This is a genomic window from Lactiplantibacillus mudanjiangensis (assembly GCF_005405385.1).
GTDB classification, from domain to species: domain Bacteria; phylum Bacillota; class Bacilli; order Lactobacillales; family Lactobacillaceae; genus Lactiplantibacillus; species Lactiplantibacillus mudanjiangensis.
The window spans coordinates 724,256-741,483 of sequence record NZ_BJDY01000003.1 but is presented as its reverse complement, the minus strand read 5'-3'; the positions used below and the strand labels follow the sequence as shown (position 1 = coordinate 741,483).

At 44.3% G+C, this 17,228-nt stretch carries 13 protein-coding genes; 1 reads left to right on the top strand and 12 read right to left on the bottom strand.

Annotated elements, in window-relative coordinates:
• Positions 1–535: 535 nt before the first annotated feature.
• The 12 genes from lysS to pth form a co-directional block, all read right to left on the bottom strand.
• Complete coding sequence (gene lysS, locus FFM84_RS08180) at positions 536–2,035, bottom strand: lysine--tRNA ligase (RefSeq protein WP_130844108.1); 1,500 nt, start codon at positions 2,033–2,035, stop codon at positions 536–538.
• A 102-nt stretch (positions 2,036–2,137) separates the two neighbouring features.
• Positions 2,138–3,154, bottom strand: a complete 1,017-nt coding sequence (gene dusB, locus FFM84_RS08175) for a tRNA dihydrouridine synthase DusB (protein WP_130844729.1) — start codon at positions 3,152–3,154, stop codon at positions 2,138–2,140.
• Positions 3,155–3,162: 8 nt separating this feature from the next.
• Positions 3,163–4,050, bottom strand: coding sequence for an Hsp33 family molecular chaperone HslO (gene hslO, locus FFM84_RS08170; RefSeq protein ID WP_130844109.1), 888 nt, complete (start codon positions 4,048–4,050; stop codon positions 3,163–3,165).
• Between the two features lie 90 nt (positions 4,051–4,140).
• A complete protein-coding gene (gene ftsH / locus FFM84_RS08165; protein WP_130844110.1) occupies positions 4,141–6,309 on the bottom strand; it encodes an ATP-dependent zinc metalloprotease FtsH in 2,169 nt (722 codons plus the stop codon).
• Between the two features lie 97 nt (positions 6,310–6,406).
• Positions 6,407–6,949, bottom strand: coding sequence for a hypoxanthine phosphoribosyltransferase (hpt, locus tag FFM84_RS08160; RefSeq protein ID WP_130844111.1), 543 nt, complete (start codon positions 6,947–6,949; stop codon positions 6,407–6,409).
• On the bottom strand, positions 6,946–8,325 hold the full coding sequence (gene tilS / locus FFM84_RS08155; protein ID WP_225424763.1) for a tRNA lysidine(34) synthetase TilS: 1,380 nt from the start codon (positions 8,323–8,325) through the stop codon (positions 6,946–6,948). The genes hpt and tilS overlap by 4 nt, the downstream gene beginning before the upstream one ends.
• A 143-nt stretch (positions 8,326–8,468) precedes the next feature.
• Positions 8,469–9,017: a S1 domain-containing RNA-binding protein gene (locus FFM84_RS08150; protein ID WP_130844112.1), complete on the bottom strand. Its 549-nt coding sequence runs from the start codon at positions 9,015–9,017 to the stop codon at positions 8,469–8,471.
• Positions 9,018–9,142: 125 nt separating this feature from the next.
• A complete protein-coding gene (locus tag FFM84_RS08145; RefSeq protein WP_130844113.1) occupies positions 9,143–9,541 on the bottom strand; it encodes an FtsB family cell division protein in 399 nt (132 codons plus the stop codon).
• Positions 9,542–9,657: 116 nt separating this feature from the next.
• Positions 9,658–9,933: an RNA-binding S4 domain-containing protein gene (locus FFM84_RS08140; protein ID WP_306418189.1), complete on the bottom strand. Its 276-nt coding sequence runs from the start codon at positions 9,931–9,933 to the stop codon at positions 9,658–9,660.
• Positions 9,934–9,941: 8 nt separating this feature from the next.
• Positions 9,942–11,543: a putative polysaccharide biosynthesis protein gene (locus FFM84_RS08135; protein WP_130844115.1), complete on the bottom strand. Its 1,602-nt coding sequence runs from the start codon at positions 11,541–11,543 to the stop codon at positions 9,942–9,944.
• A 19-nt stretch (positions 11,544–11,562) separates the two neighbouring features.
• Positions 11,563–15,090, bottom strand: a complete 3,528-nt coding sequence (gene mfd, locus FFM84_RS08130) for a transcription-repair coupling factor (RefSeq protein ID WP_130844116.1) — start codon at positions 15,088–15,090, stop codon at positions 11,563–11,565.
• A gap of 21 nt (positions 15,091–15,111) precedes the next feature.
• The gene (gene pth / locus FFM84_RS08125) at positions 15,112–15,669 is read right to left on the bottom strand and encodes an aminoacyl-tRNA hydrolase (protein WP_130844117.1); all 558 of its coding nucleotides are present in this window, start codon (positions 15,667–15,669) and stop codon (positions 15,112–15,114) included.
• Between the two features lie 291 nt (positions 15,670–15,960).
• On the opposite strand from pth, the gene FFM84_RS08120 reads away from it, so the two are divergent.
• Complete coding sequence (locus tag FFM84_RS08120; protein WP_130844118.1) at positions 15,961–16,923, top strand: L-lactate dehydrogenase; 963 nt, start codon at positions 15,961–15,963, stop codon at positions 16,921–16,923.
• Positions 16,924–17,228 lie beyond the last annotated feature (305 nt).

Below are 17,228 nucleotides of genomic sequence, written 5' to 3'. Positions count from 1 at the left end.
GCAAATGTTTGTTGTGCTAACCTAAGTTAGCAGACCCTACACATTTGATTTGTCGAAACTTTGTTCAGTTTTCAAAGATCTAAATTCGTTGGTTGATTACCTCAACGCAACTTAATCATCATATCAAGTTATCAACATCTTGTCAACAACTTTTTATAATTTAATTTTCGTTGGAAGCAAGCGACTAACCGCTTTGTGCGCCTCAACAACGTATACTAATTTACCAATTATTCAGACTAATTGCAACCCCTAAATTGCAAAAATAACCGGTCATTATTATCATGTTTTGATTTACTTTTTATCAACGTACGGAAATTAATCATCGAGTCCTTTTACAGCCTAACTTTTCGACTAATATTGCCAACTTTTGGCAAGTATTAACAGACAATCGCCATAACAAGATCAACAATTGTTCGGCTAAAAAAATCTGAATTTTTTTCAAAATAATCCATTAACATCCTATTATTGCGTTAACTATAACAAAAAACTGCTTCAAAACCGGTATAAAACCAGTTTTGAAGCAGTTAAATTGTTACTATTTATCTTCGTCCGGACGCATCGTTGGGAATAATAAGACGTCGCGAATTGAATCCGCATCAGTCATTAGCATAACTAAACGATCAATCCCGATTCCAAGACCACCAGTTGGTGGCATCCCATATTCCAAAGCTTCAACGAAGTCTTCATCAATATGTTCTGCTTCATCATTTCCGGCAGTCCGTTCAGCAGCTTGAGCTTCAAACCGTTCACGTTGATCAATTGGGTCGTTTAATTCACTAAAGGCATTGGCATATTCGTTACCTAAGATGAACAATTCAAACCGATCCGTAAAACGTGGGTCGTCTGGGTTCTTCTTAGCCAATGGTGAAATTTCAACAGGATGACCATAGATGAAAGTTGGTTCATTTAAAGTATCTTCGACAAATTGTTCGAAGAACGCATTAATGATGTGACCGACCTTCCAGTATGATTCATACTTAACATGATGTTCATCCGCCAATTTTTGTGCGTCTTCAATCGACATTGGTTGCCAAAAATCAATTCCTGTTTGGGCTTTGATTGCATCGACCATGTGCACGCGCTTAAATGGTTGGTTAAAATCAACCGTTTGACCATGATAAGACACAATACCATCATCAGTCACAGCCTTAGCAGCAGCTTTGAAGATACCTTCAGTTTCATTCATCACATCATGGAAGTCAAAGTAAGCGACATATGATTCAAGCATCGTAAATTCAGGGTTATGTTCACGGTCCATCCCTTCATTCCGGAAAACTCGACCAATTTCGTAGACTTTTTCCATGCCACCAACAATCAAACGCTTCAAATGAAGTTCTAGCGCAATCCGCAAATATAAATCAATATTTAACGCATTGTGATGGGTAATAAATGGCCGTGCAGAAGCACCACCCGCTTGGTTGTGTAACATTGGTGTTTCAACTTCTAAGAAGTCATGGTCATCTAAATGATGACGAATCGCTGAAATGATCTTTGTCCGCTTCAAGAAACGATCAAAGCTTTCGCGATTTGAAATCAAGTCTAAATACCGTTGCCGATAGATTTGTTCCACATTTTGTAAGCCATGGAACTTGTCTGGTAATGGACGTAAGGCTTTCGACAAGAAAGTTAAGCCGGTGACCTTCAAGGTTAATTCACCAAAGTCAGTCTTGAAGACTTCCCCAGTAATCCCTAAGAAGTCCCCAATATCAGAGCGTTTGAAAATATGATAGACGTCTTCACCGACAACATCTTTCCGAATATATAATTGCATCTTACCGGAACGATCCCAAACATCGGCGAATCCGACTTTACCTTTACCCCGTTTAGCTAACATCCGACCGGCAATGGTGGCGGTCACTTCTTTAGCATCAAGGTCATCTTTATCCATTTCACCATACTTATCATGTAAATCTTGGGCTAAATCAGTCCGTTCAAAGCGGTGACCAAAAGGATCAATGCCTTCTTCACGTAATTCTTGCATTTTATCACGACGGACCTTAAGTTGGTCGTTCATCGTTTGTTCTTGTCGTGCCACTAGTGTTCCTCCATTTCTGTTCGACGTGCCAGATACTCTCTGACAGCGTTCCAACATTCAGTATACATTACAATTTTGACAATCGGACCAGCAAAATGCAAGTTAATTCTTCACTTTGTCCGCTGACCGCGCCAAATAATCAGTCAATTGGGCTTCAAAGGTCGTTAAAATCTGCAACATAGCGGTCGAAGAATCAGCTTCCATCAAAGCAACCTTAGTACGTGCTGAGCGCGGAATCCCTTTTAGATAATAAGGCGCCTGTTCGCGGAACTCATGACAGCCACCGCGTTCCCCTTTTAACGTCACTAAACGTTGCAGATGTTCACGAGCCGTCTGCATCTTCGCCATGGGACTAGGGGCTGGCAACAGCTCCCCCGTAGCCAAATAATGTTGCGTCTGTCGTAACATCCATGGATTGCCTTCAACGGCGCGACCAATCATCACTGCATCGGCCCCCACTTCCGTCAACATGCGTTTGGCATCCTGAGGCGTTAGCACATCGCCATTTCCCATAAATGGAATCGTCAAGGCATCGGCGACTTGCTTCAAGATATCCCAATCCGCATGACCTTGATACATTTGCTTCCGTGTTCGCCCATGCATTGCCACCGCACTAGCCCCAGCGCGTTCAGCAGCCAAAGCATTCGCTACCGCATAAATATGCTCGTCATCCCAACCCGTTCGCATCTTCACGGTCACCGGTTTATTGACAGCTGCGGTCACCGCCGCGACCATTTCATAAACCTTATCAGGATCTAATAGCCACTTGGCCCCGGCATCAGTCTTCACGACCTTGTTCACAGGACACCCCATATTAATATCAATGATATCAGCACTTGTCTGTTGATCAACAAACTGAGCAGCAGCCACTAAGCTTTCTTTAGTCCCACCAAAAATCTGAATGCTCATCGGATGTTCCTTAGCATCGACAAACATCATCTCTAACGTTTTCTGATTTTGATAACGAATGCCTTGGTCTGAAATCATTTCGCAAACCACGAGTCCAGCGCCAAATTCTTTACAAATAATCCGAAAGGCCGCATTCGTCACACCAGCCATCGGCGCCACAACTAGGCGATTTGGAATTTGGACATCACCAATTTGAAGGCCACTGTTCAACGACAACATTAGGCTTCGCCGTGTGACGCTGCTAAAACAGCTTTTAAGTCAGCTTCAGAATAGTGATACTCGTTCCCACAGAAATGACAAAGTGCCGTGGCCCCATGATCTTCATCAATCATGGCTTGAATTTCGTGTTTTGGTAAAGCTGCAAGTGATTCACTAAACCGTTCCTTGGAACAGTCACATTCAAACTTCACTGGCATCCGATCCAAGACTTTCACATCGTCATCAAACAATAAATTCAAGATATCTTCTGGCGTCTTACCATCACGTAATAATTGCGACACTAATGGTAAGTCTTTTAGTTTAGCTTCAAGACTATCGATCGCTTCATCAGTCGCATTTGGCAAGACTTGAACCAAGAAGCCCCCGGCAACATCAATCGTATTGTCTTCATTAACAAAAACTGACAGACCGACCGCTGATGGAATTTGTTCAGATTGGGCTAAGTAATACGTAAAGTCTTCACCCAATTCGCCCGAAACCAAAGCCACTTGACCAGTAAACGGATCACCGACGCCTTGGTCTTTAGTCACTGCCAAGAAGCCTTCAGTCCCTACCGCACCTTTAACATCAATTTTATGTTTCTCATTTAATGGTAAATGGACATGTGGTTCTTGGAGATAACCTTTTACCGTCCCATTAGCATTCCCATCAATGACGATACCACCGACTGGCCCATTCCCGTTAATTTTAACGGTCATCTTTTCTTGACCTTTTAAAACGGAGGTCGCCAGCAACAATGTCCCAACTAAGCTTCGACCTAAAGCCGTTGAAGCGGCACTCCATGTATCATGACGCCGCTGTGCTTCAGCGACAACCCCCGATGCATTGACCGCGTAGGCCCGAAACATGCCATTACCGGCAATGCTTTTAACTAAATAATCTTCCATCAATAAGCTCCTATCTACTGGTTAATATTCTGATTAATCATACAACAGAAAAAGAGCCGAGACAAAGTCTCAGCTCTTTTATTTGTTAGATTAAGCTTGGCTGCCAGAATTATCACTAGAATCTGCCGCACTAGTTGGTTCAGTTGCGCTTGACGCGTTAGCTGACGTACTGGTTACATCCGCTGCACTAACAGCAGAGTCAGCCACGTCACTAGCTGCCGATTCACTTGGGAAAGTGGTTTCGTCAGCAGTGCTAGTTTGGTTTTCCGCATGCTTTTCAGCTTCGCGGCGTTCTAATTCACGTTTAGATTCTTCGAAAGTGGCCGCTTTTTCACTAGGAAATTCGCTGGCACTATCTTTTTCAGGCATCTTCCCAGTATTAAATAAACTGAGAATTTGCTTTTCATCCAAGGTTTCATACTTCAATAAGGCTTCCGCAATCAACTTATGTTGGTCACGGTGTGATTGAATAATATCAATCGCAGTTTGGTGCGCTTCCGTTGCCAAGTTGCGAATTTCGTCATCAATCAATTGAGCCGTATGTTGTGAAAAGGCGCTAGCGCCCATCCCTTGTTGATAAGCAGCTTGCTGGTTGGCGTTTTCTAATTCAACAGGGCCAAGTTTTTCGCTCATCCCATATTGAGTGACCATGGCCCGTGCAATTTGCGTGGCTTGTTCAAAGTCATTAGAAGCACCAGATGATTGTGCATCGAAGATAATTTCTTCGGCGGCACGACCACCCATTAACCCAGCCATTTGTTCCTTGGCATCGCGTTTAGACATCAGCATCTGGTCTTCACGTGGCAACATGATCGCGTAACCGCCAGCGCGGCCCCGTGGCACAATAGTTACCTTGTGAACAACCCGAGCATCGTTTAAGACTAACCCAACAATCGTATGACCCGCTTCATGGTACGCCACAGTTTCCCGTTCGTGCTTAGAAACGACCCGATCATGTTTAGCTGGTCCGGCGATAACCCGATCTTCAGCTTCATCTAAATCAGCAGCGTCAACTTGTTTCTTATTACGACGAGCCGCAAGTAAAGCCGCTTCATTTAATAAGTTTTCCAAGTCGGCCCCAACGAACCCAGGAGTTTGCTTAGCGATTTCTTTCAAGTCAACGTCACTAGCCAATGGCTTGTTCTTAGCGTGAACTTTCAAGATCGCTTCACGACCCTTGATGTCTGGACGACCAACCAAGATCTTCCGGTCAAAACGACCTGGACGAAGCAAGGCTGGATCTAAGACATCAGAACGGTTGGTCGCTGCCATGACGATAACACCTTCGTTACCCGTAAACCCATCCATTTCAACCAATAATTGGTTCAAGGTTTGTTCACGTTCATCATGACCGCCGCCCATACCGTTACCACGTTGCCGCCCAACAGCATCGATTTCATCAATAAAGATGATCGATGGCGCATTCTTCTTCGCTTGTTCGAATAAGTCCCGGACACGACTGGCCCCAACCCCAACGAACATTTCAACGAAATCTGAACCAGAAATTGAGAAGAATGGCACGCCAGCTTCACCAGCGACCGCTTTGGCAAGCAACGTTTTACCAGTACCAGGAGGCCCCTCGAGGAGTACCCCCGATGGGATCCGAGCGCCCAGCGATACGAACTTGCGCGGATCTTTCAAGAATTCGACAACTTCGACCAATTCTTGCTTTTCTTCTTCTTCACCAGCAACATCTGAGAAACGAACTTTGTTTTCTTTACTATCGGCTGGTTTAGCCTTAGTCTTCCCAAAGTTCATCACTCGGTTGTTCCCGCCGCCTTGACCAGCTTGTCCCATCATCATATAGAATAGGAATACAAACAAGATCAATGGCGCCACATACATCAACAACGTGACCCAAATCCCGCTAGATTCTTCAGCTTTCGCCGTTAATTTAACGTTGTTTTTGTTGGCTAACTTGGAAACCTGTTCAACCGTGGAATTGTTCTCTAACATGGTCGTTGAAAACGAAGTCGTTTTCGACGATGAGCTGCTAGAAATCCCTAACGCGTTGGTCGATTTGACCTTACGTGCTGTCCGGTATTGACCGGTTACCTTGTAGACGCCACCACTAGGCTGGATACTAACGTTCTTGACGTTATTCTTGTCTAATTGTTTGACAAATTCGCTATAGCGGATAGCTTGTGTTTGAGAACTAGAATTACCACCAAAGAAGAAATAGATAATCCCCATTAAACTCAAGAACAGCAAGATATAAAATAAGCTATTACGAAAGAGTCCATTGCGTCGATTGTTCATATGTGCCTCCTTCATCGAAACTTTTATAACCTGTTATTAAGCACGGTACTAGACTTCGATAGTCTAAATCATAGCACATTTGACTATCATTGACCAATTATTTATGCTCGTAAATTGCGGGTTTCAGAATCCCAACATATGGGAGATTCCGATAACGTTCCGCATAATCTAAACCGTAACCGACAACAAACTCATTTGGCACCTCAAAACCAATATAATCAGCCTTGATATCGACCAAGCGACCAGCCGGTTTATCAAGTAACGTACAAACCTTGACTGAGTTAACATCGCGTCGTTTTAACAGATCCACCAAGAACTTCAATGTCCTCCCCGTATCAATGATATCTTCAATCACTAAAACATCGCGTCCCGTCACATCGGCATCCAAATCCTTGGTTAATTGGACTTCCCCACTTGAGATCGTTTCATTCCCATAACTAGACAAGTTAATGAAATCTAAATCAAGATACGTATCCATCTCGCGGATAATATCCGTGGTAAATAAGACGGCACCCTTGAGTACACAAATGACCAACGGGTTCTTCCCCGCATATGCCGTCGTTAATTCCTGACCCAATTTCTGCGCAACTTCCTGAATTTGTTCGCGACTATAGAGTACTCGTTCAATGTCGTTGTTCATCGTTTCAGATGTGCTCCTTTCGACTCCGTCTGTTTTTTTAAGGCTAAAAATACTGTTTGGGCCGCCGTTTGCGGATCCCGGTAACTTACCTTGTACCCGACTAACCACAAAACCGTCCCCTGGGCGTTGACCAATACCATTGCTAGTGGACGCTGGGTCACTGGGACCTTTTGATCAATTAAGATGCGTCGTACCAACTGATGGCCACCACCTTTCAAGGTGAGTTGATCCTGTGGTTGCCACGGTCGCCAACTTAATGGCCAATCAGTCGGTCGAATTGGAAACGGCTGACTAGTTGGCGTTGGCGGCTGTTCAAAGACTCCCGCGGTTTGGGTCGCAGTAATTTTCTGCCATTGGTTTAAGTCTACCATATTTTTTTCAACGGGCCTTAACTTTTTAACCCTTTTTTTATGCGGACAAACGTCAATGATCCCAGCAGCTTTGACCAATTGCCAGTGAGCGTCGATATTCAGCTGCCCCGTGGGCTGTTGTTCATTCAAGATCCAATGGTGCCACGGGGTTAATTTGTCAGTTGACCACACTTGTCCGGTTCGCTGAGTCAACCACGTTTGTAGGACTGGCACTTGCCAAGTCGTTAAAACTTGGGTAAAAGCAGCGACACTCAACGCATTCTTTTCAGTCATCACCGTTGGCAAAAGTTGGGTCATCATCTGTGCTTGCGCCGTCAGCAACGCCTGCAATTGGGCCTGGTAGGCCGCAACATGTTGTAAGAAGGCGGGATTGACCACTGTCAATTCAGGTACCACGCGCTGGCGAATCCGATTACGTGTTAAAGTAATATCTTGATTCGTGACATCTTCAAACCAGGTCAAACCATTAGTCACCGCATAATCACGCAGCGTCGCCTTAGCAAAAGGTAACAGTGGTCGTACCAGCTGTTTGCCATGAAATGCCCGGTTAGTCGCCATCCCCGTTAATTGTGCCAACTCGCCACCACGCGCTAACTTCATTAAATAAGTTTCAGCTTGATCATTGGCGTGATGCGCCGTTAACACGGCATCGGCCCCAGTTGTTTTTAACACCGTTGCAAAAAAGTCATAACGAAATTGGCGGGCCGCCGCTTCAACGCCAGTCTTAGGGTGCGCGTCAATTGGCCAATCAACTAACCGCAACGGCAACTGATGCTGGTCACAATACGTTCGTAAATACGCCGCTTCTTGTGCGCTTTGGCGACGTAACTGATGATTCACATGAGCAACGATTAATTGTGGCCGCTGCTGTATCGGCAATTGTTGCAATAACGTTAGTAAGACCATGGAATCAACACCCGTCGAAACGGCCACGATCACGGTTTTAGCTGGTGATAATAACTTAGCAGCAGCCAACTGGCGTTTAAATAGTCGCGCTAGTGCCACGTTGATCCCCCCTTTGTTAGCATTTGGAATAAAACCCAAACTCGTTTTGAATCTCCGAATATTTATAGCCGAAACTTGTGACAAAAGAGCCCAGGACGCTTGTCCCAGGCTCTTTGCCGTTTACATTTTAAGTCAATACTGGGTTAGCTACGACGACCGCCTCGGCCACCGCGCTTGCCTTCCGTGTTCCGCTTTAAAGTCGTTAAGCGATCTTCGCTTTCCTTTAAGAACCCGGACATTAAGGAGTCAAAATCTTGTTTCTTATTTTCATGTTGCCGTGATTGGAAACGACCACCGCCGTTGCCACCCCGACTATGAAAGTTATTAGTACGTTCACGGTGGTTACCTTGGTGTTCACCACGATCAGTCCGACCATGAGCATTGTTGCTTGGGCGGGCACTACCTTGATGACTGCTACTTTGGTGATGATCACGGTCTGTATGTTCACCCTTAGGATGATCCACAGCCTTCCGAATCGACAAGCCAATTTTACCGTCATTACCGACCGTTAAAACTTTGACTGTCACTTCATCGCCGACACTCAACACATCATGAATGTCTTTAACAAATCCATCGGAAACTTCACTGATATGCACCAGCCCCGTTTGATTGTTACCCAAGTTCACGAATGCACCAAAATTAGTGATCCCAGATACTTTACCAGTGACTTTCGTACCTACTTCAATTGCCATAAAAAAAGTTGTTCCTCCTATGAAATAATGGTTTTAGTATAGCATATTTTGTGAAACTTTGAGTTAAATTATTTAAGGCATCTGTTAACAATGGTCTACATATAAACATTCGCTAAAAGCCCCGACTAATTAGCAGTTACGTCAGATGCATTATCATTTGGTAAGCTATAAACCGTTTCGCCACTCTTCGTATAATCATACTTTGAACGCAATAACTTTTGTAAATAGTCCTTGTTATTGAGTTGTTTGATTTGGGTATCCAATTGGGTATGCTTCGTTTGAACCTTATTTAATTTAACTTGACTAGTCGCAACTTGGCGATTCACCGTCCGTAAACTCGCACGGGTATTGATTAATTGAAAACCAAAACATAGCAACAATGCGCCAAAGACGGCGACGATGGCAATAAAGCGACGACGCCGAACTTGTAATCGACGTTGTTGGTAGCCCTGATGATCACTCGCGACTTGGCGGGTATAATCATTATCTAACTGTTTGATCTTACTGTGAGAATCGTTCGTCATCTTGACCAGTCCTTTCTACCGAGGTTGATTAAATTATAACAACTTCCGCTGATGGTGTAAACGACATCATGCGGATTAAATCAAGGTTTTCAGCCTTTTTTCAAAACACGTTTAACCTAGGGTTCCGCGCGGTAATCCGTTTTGTATGCTTCGTTCACGATATCATACATGAGCTCCGCATCATTTTTCTTAGTTGTTTCCAACAATTGGGTCACCTTAACCGTTAATGTTTTATTACCAAATCCAATAATCAATTCATCGCCAACACTAACGTTGGTTGAAGACTTAGCAACTTTATCGTTAATTTGAATCCGGCCTTTGTCCGCGATTTCTTTAGCCACTGACCGCCGTTTAATAATCCGTGAAACTTTCAAAAACTTATCTAAACGCATACTCATTTTTAATGATGTTCCTTTCCTTTGGCAACTAACTTAATTAACCGTTTGCCATATGGGAGGACTAACCACTCCCGAATTGTGAATAACCGAGCGCCAATTGCCCCTGCAACGAAGACAACGACCCCCACTAAAATACCAATAAACGTGATGATGCCAGCAAAACTACGTTGCTGGGCCATCATGGGTCCAGCTAAGGCTTGTAACTCACGACTGGTTAAAATAACCACCAATCCCATCGCGCCACTGACCAGCAATAACTTAATCAAGTAGCCACTTTCCAGTAGCACTTGGCGTAAATCTTCTGGTGACCCTAGCCACATAATCCCAAACATCACTGCTAAACTCAAAACCGTAGTGGCACTAGCACCATTGATGCCAAAATGCACAACCATCTGATAATTTAACAGTAACTTCGTCCCTAAGCCGGCAATAATGCCCATAATCATGGCACTATATTGATCTAAACTTTGTAAGACACTCGTGTACGTGGTAATTAACGCCGCAAATAAAATACTAATGACATAAACACGTAATGCGGTGGTCCCTTCTAACGACCCAAACAACAAGCGATTGATCTGGGGCATCAGTGCAATGAGACCAACAGTGGCCGCCATTGACAAGGCCAAGCTGACATGGACCATCGCGCGGGTATGGCGCTTAAATTCAATTAATTGGCGATGAGCTAAGGCGTTTGTTAACGCTGGCAGTAAAGTTGCTGAAAACGAGGTTGCCACCACCAATCCTAGCTGAACCAATGGTTGGCCACGATCATAGACCCCTTTAACAGCCTTAGCCACATCTATCAGCATGCCTTGCCGGGTTAACCCGCGCATCACTGAAAATGAATCAATCAATTGCAGTAAAACCACCACGGCGGCCACTAAACATAGCGTCCCACCTTCAACAATAAAACGGCGCGTCAACTGCCGATAACTGGGCAAAGGGCGTGTTGCTGCTGGCGCTGGTGCTAATAAATAACGCAAGCCAAAACTGACAAAGATTAACGACGAACATAACGCTGCAATTGCTGCCGAGCTCATCGCCCAGCTTCCCATGTGATAGTCATCCCAGCCACGATGAACCCCAATGTAGGCAGCCATAATAATCACCCCGACTCGGACCACTTGCTCAATGAGCTGTGAAACTGCTGTCGGCCCCATCAAAAAACGTCCTTGGTAATAACCACGACCAGTTGCCAACCATGGCATGAACAGGAACATCCAGGCAACCGCACCAATAATCGGTGCTAATTGGCCATCACCCATTCGAACGGCCAACCATGGCGCCCCGACTTGTAAACAAACGAAGATTCCTAGTGAGAGGCCACTCAAAATATGAAAGGCGCGCCGGGTCACTAAAGCTTGACTCGTATCGTCTGGCTGTTCCGCGACTAACTTTGAGATAAACGTTGGGAGCCCATTTAAAGCAAAAGTCATCCCAATCCCATAAATAGGGTAAATCTGTTGATACACATAAAAACCAGTATTGCCGACCATATTTTGAAATGGAATTCGGTATACTGCACTTAGAATTTTCGCGACTAATGATGAAATCGAAAGGATTAATGCCCCCCGAAACATGGTGTTCAAGCGATCTTTTGGCATCATAAATCCCTTCTACCGATTACTTACTCGGTGTCGCCGCACTTGGCGCAAGAATCAAGCTAAGTTGTTGCACGAATTGGGTTAACTGTGCCAGCCAATCCGCTTCTTGCATCTGCGGTTGAATCACTAATTTAACCTTCATTTTATCATCATCAATCCCGACTGTCGCTCGTAACTTCGTTTTTGCTAACGCCTTAAAGATATCTTTAGTATCTAGCTTAGCCGTCCCAATCTTCGATAACGTCAATGCTAACTCATCATCATGACGTTGAATCTTCTCAATTAAGGCGTTATCCGCTAGTAATTTCAACTTACCTACCGCCAGTAAACCAGCCACTTCAGTTGGATAATCGCCAAAGCGATCAATCAAATCAGCTTGAACTTCCAAGAACTGATCATTATTTTCTAACTGGCGAATTCGTTTATAGATTTCGATCTTTTGACGTTCATCTTCAATATACGTCGTTGGCAAATAAGCTTCAATGCCCAGTTCAATCGTGGCATCAGTCTTCGCTGCCACTTTTTGACCCCGTTTCTTCGCAACTGCTTCAGACAGCATCTGTGTATATAGATCATACCCGACAGAGTCGATGAAGCCGTGTTGCTGCTTACCTAACAAATTCCCGGCCCCGCGAATTGACAAGTCGCGCATCGCAATTTTGAAACCAGAACCTAATTCAGTAAAATCTTTAATCGCTTGCAGCCGTTTTTCGCCAACTTCGGTCAAGACCTTATTTTGTTGGTACGTAAAGTATGCATAGGCCACCCGGCTACTTCGACCAATTCGGCCACGCAATTGATACAACTGCGACAAGCCCATGTGATCAGCGTTTTCTACAAACAGCGTATTAACGTTGGGAATATCAACCCCGGTCTCAATAATCGTTGTCGTAACTAAGACGTCATATTCTCCGCGGATGAAATCATATAAGATGCCTTCCAATTGCGACTCTGGCATCTGACCATCAATATGTGCCACTGCCGCTTCCGGCACAAGATCCTTAATCTGAGCCACCACTTTATCAATGTCTTGAACACGATTGTGTAGGTAGAATACTTGACCGTTCCGTTGCATTTCGCGTTCAATTCCATCCTTAATTACACCAAAGTTTTGTTCCATGACGTAAGTTTGGATCGGATAACGATTGGTCGGTGGGGTCTCAATGACTGATAAATCACGCACCCCAAGCATCGACATATGCAAGGTCCGTGGAATCGGTGTTGCAGTTAACGTCAAGACGTCGACGCTAGCTTTTAGTGCCTTTAGTCGTTCCTTATGTTTAACCCCAAACCGTTGTTCCTCATCAATAATGAGTAAGCCAAGGTCTGCGAATTGAACATCTTTAGAAAGCAACCGGTGCGTCCCGACCACAATATCTAAATCACCCGTCTTTAAATCAGCTACCGTGGCTTTCATTTCTTTAGCAGTTCTAAAACGCGACAGCATCCCCACATTAACCGGGTAACCTTCAAACCGATTCAGCATGGTCTCGTAATGCTGTTGCGCGAGAATCGTGGTTGGCACTAGGAAAGCCACTTGTTTACCAGCTTCGATGGCCTTAAAAGCAGCCCGTAGTGCAACTTCGGTCTTCCCATAACCCACATCACCAACTAACAACCGGTCCATTGGTTTTGGCCGTTCCATATCATGTTTGATTTCTTCAATCGTCCGTAACTGATCAGGCGTTTCCGCATAAGGGAATTCATTGTCGAAGTCCGTTTGATAGCTGTCATCAACTGGAAAGGCATACCCTTTTTCAGCTTCGCGTTTCGCGTACAATTCCACGAGTTCATCGGCGATATCTTCAATTTTAGCGGCAACTTTACTTTTGGCTTTCGTCCATTCTGTACCGCCGAGTTTATTAATATGTGGTGTCTTAGATTCTGACGACACATACTTCTGGACCAAGTTCAGCTGCGTCACTGGAATAAAAATCTTGGCATTATTTTGATAGGCAATCGTGATGTAGTCCTGATGAACACCGTCAACTTCTAACGTTTCCATCCCGACGTACTTCCCGATCCCATGATTCACGTGCACCACAAAGTCACCGGGCTTTAAGTCAGTATAACTTTTCAGCCGTTCCGCATTGGCTAATGTTTGTCGCCGTGGTCGTTTCTTGGTGACCTTCTTGAACATTTCCTGTTCCGTAATCACCACTAAATGCCCATCAGCAAATTCAAAGCCGTTTTGTAAACTACCTTGCACAATCTGCACCGTATTTGGTTGCAAATTATCAGCCTTAGTCATCACTGCTTGGATCTCAAAATCGGTTAGCGTATCACTAACCTTCGTTAACCGGTCTTCTTCGGCAACCATCAAAACCACAGTTTGTTTGAGATTTTGCCACCGGTCCAATTCAGTTTTTAAGGTTGGCAATTGACCAAAGAATTCTTGCATCGGTCGTGTACGCACGTTAGTAACTTGCGCTAACTTAACATTACCAATTCCTTTTTGAAAAAGTGAAATCAATAATTGCGCATGTTGATCCGTTTTTAATAAGTCACGCATATCATGCCCATAATTAGCCGTTGATAACACCCGTTGATGCGCTAATTGGTCGGTGACCCAGTCCGCTTCTTGTTGGACCAATTGTTGTTCATTATCCAAGATGCGAGAATACTCATCAAAAATCACGATGCCATCAGCTGGCACGTAATCAAATAAACTGGTTTTCTGACCGTACAAATAATCGCCATATAATAGAAGATCGTTCCCAATAATGCCTTTTTGCATATCGGCTAATGGCTGAGCCAAATTGTCAGACAACGTTTGTCGTTCAGCCGGCTTCAACCGTTTGCTTTCAGTCTGTAACGCTTGTTGCAACTTATCAGCACCAGTTTTCAGCATCTCATTAGTTAAAATAAAATCAGTTGCCGGTAAGACGGTGAAATCATCCAAATTAGCTACCGATCGTTGAGTTTCAGGGTCAAAGTACTTCAACGTATCAATTTCAGTATCAAAAAAGTCCAAGCGTAACGGATAATCCGCATCTAGTGGATAGATATCGACAATTGAGCCCCGAACTGCAAAATCCCCGGGACGGGCAACGAGTTTTTCTTTGAGATACCCCATATCATGTAGCTGCACTTGTAAGGCTGCCAGGTCAACATCTTGACCAACCTTCAGTGGTAAAGTTGCTTGTTTAAATTGGTCAACTGGAGGCAAAAAGCGCCGAGCCCCCGCTACCGAAGTCACGACAACTGCTGGTTGACCATTCGTTAAGGCATTTAAAGCCTGCACCCGCTGTGCACGATATTCCGGTGAACTCGTCGCGATTTCCGCCGCCACATTTTCTTCGGCCGGAAATAAGAAAACACGGTCATTTGGTAACAAATTCGTTAAATCATCCACCAATTGACTGGCATGAAAAAGATTATCGGTCACGATCAGTTGTGCGTGTTGTGCTTCACGATTAAGTGCACTTTCATAGACCGTTTTTGCTGACCCATTCAGTCCAGTAATCAATTGCCGACTAGCTGGCGCAATTCCAGCTAAAACCGTTTGAAATTCTGATGTCTGGGCAACAATTGTTTCAATATCCATGGCGACTTCCTTTCTCTAATTTTAGTTATATTGATTCATTACAGCCGCAAAATCATCATTGGCGAGCCACGCTTCAATCGCTGCCACGGCCGTTATTTTTGCATCATTAAATAGTGGTTGTTGCGCCGGGGTAAACTTGCCCAAGACGTAGTCAACCACACTCATCTTATTCGGGTGATCAATGCCGACTTTAACCCGTTTGAATTTTGGATCACCAACATGACTTAAAATACTCTTGATTCCATTATGACCACCAGCTGATCCCTTTTGCTTCAACCGAACTTTGCCTAAAGGTAAATCCAAATCATCATGAACCACTAACAAATCGGCCGGATCGACTTGATAATACGTCATCAACGGTCCAACCGCGCGACCCGAATCATTCATATAAGTCGATGGCTTAACTAGCAAAACTTTTTCACCGTTCACAAAAGCACTCGCCACTTCGGCTTCAAATTTGCTGGCTTTAAAATCAACGCCTAATTTAGCGGCAATCTCATCTACAATCATGAACCCAACGTTATGTCGCGTTTGCGCGTACTTTGACCCAATATTACCTAAACCTACAATCATTTTCATTTGTTTGTTAAACTCCTCTATACTATCAGTCAGTTAAATGCAAAACAGGCCGAACCAATCAAGCGTTGGTTCGGCAAACGTTGCCGATCTATGTCATAATCGGCGTCGTGACCCATTTTCAGTGCCAATAGTATACCATATCCGCCTGTTAAACACATACCACAAGCGTTTGTGGCCTCAATGGCAATTCCATTAAAAGCGTGGCTAAATTAGCGACTTCTTCTAGTTAAACATGGTATACTCTAATCGTTGAAACCAAAATAAATTTTTCCAACGAGAGGATGACCAATTTTGTCAAGCATGCCAAACCATCAAAAAGTTGTACTTGTCGGTGACGGTGCTGTTGGCTCAAGTTACGCTTTTGCCATGGCCCAACAAGGAATTGCTGAAGAATTTGTAATTGTCGATGTCGCTAAAGATCGGACTAAGGGTGACGCCCTTGATCTTGAAGACGCCCAAGCTTTCACCGCTCCCAAGAAGATTTACTCCGGCGAATACGCCGACTGCCAAGACGCAGATCTTGTAGTGATTACTGCAGGTGCGCCTCAAAAACCTGGCGAATCTCGGTTAGACTTAGTCAATAAAAATTTAAACATTCTATCATCGATCGTTAAACCCGTCGTTGATTCCGGCTTTGACGGTATCTTTTTAGTTGCCGCTAACCCCGTTGATATTTTAACTTATGCCACTTGGAAGATTTCTGGTTTTCCTAAGGAACGCGTTATCGGTTCTGGGACTTCACTTGATTCATCACGTTTACGGGTTGCTTTGGGTAAGAAGTTCAATGTGGACCCACGTTCCGTTGATGCTTATATCATGGGCGAACATGGTGATTCAGAATTTGCCGCTTACTCAACGGCGACAATTGGGACTCGTCCAGTTAAGGACATTGCTAAAGAACAAGGCGTTTCTGATGCTGACTTAGCTGAACTTGAAGATGGCGTTCGTAACAAGGCTTACGACATCATCAACTTAAAGGGTGCCACATTCTATGGAATTGGGACTGCCTTAATGCGGATCTCCAAAGCCATCTTACGTGACGAAAACACGGTCTTACCAGTTGGGGCCTACATGGATGGTCAATATGGTTTGAACGATATTTATATCGGGACGCCAGCCATTATCGGTGGCACTGGTTTGAAACAAATCATCGAATCACCTTTATCTGCCGATGAATTACAAAAGATGCAAGACTCAGCTGCTACTTTGAAAAAAGTTTTAACTGACGGTTTAGCAACTTTAGAAAACAACTAATTCGTTCCATTGCAACCGACGACCGCCACTTGGCATCGTCGGTTTTTTAATTGTCTTTTAGCGCGTTCGCGGATCAAATATCCCATACTTGCCACCTGCCGTTCGCCCACCTTGAGCCGGAACGCTTCAGCCAAAATGCGGTCTGAACCGTCGTTTTGAACCACCAAACCCGTGTTTCAAAAGCGCCAGACTCTAAGCGATAAATCGCTAAGAGTCTTCCACGGCTGGGCTCAACGTGAGCTCACTCACGGTTACACTGATAATCACTAAATTGATCCACAAGATAACTGGAGTCAGCTAGTGAT